The organism is Mesorhizobium sp. BHbdii (assembly GCF_053848045.1).
The window spans coordinates 1-464 of the sequence record NZ_JBSPKX010000192.1 but is presented as its reverse complement, the minus strand read 5'-3'; the positions used below and the strand labels follow the sequence as shown (position 1 = coordinate 464).

Annotated in this window: 1 protein-coding gene; it reads right to left on the bottom strand. The window is 62.3% G+C overall.

The features are described 5' to 3' along the window. Positions 1-462 (bottom strand): MFS transporter (locus ACWTU8_RS32570; RefSeq protein ID WP_455851343.1); only part of this gene is annotated, 462 nt, incomplete at its 3' end. Between the last annotated feature and the right edge of the window lie 2 nt (positions 463-464).

Here is a 464-nt window from a genome sequence, read left to right as displayed (position 1 = left end):
GAGATTGCCGCCCTCGGCGACGAGCTTGATGCCAAAAACGATCGGCAACACAGCCGCCAGAGACAAGCCAGCGCTCAGGATATCTAGCCGCCCGGCGTTTGGGGCCTTGTGTTCGGGCAGCAACAAGGGTCCGACCATCAGCAGAAGCGCCGTAATCGGAATGGGCACCAGAAACACGGCTCCCCACCAGAAGTGCGACAGAAGCAGACCACCTATGACAGGGCCGATCGCGCCGCCAAACGAGAAACTCGCAACCCAGACGCTTACGGCAAAGGTCCGCTGGCGGTCGTCACGGAACATGTTGCTGATGAGGGACAGCGTCGAGGGCGCCATCGTCGCGCCGGCTATGCCGAGAAGCGCCCGAGCCAGGATGAGCGTTTCGGCACTGCGTGCAAAAGCGGCGACCAGTGACAGCAACCCGAAAGACGCCGATCCAATCAGCAACAGCTTGCGCCGGCCGATCC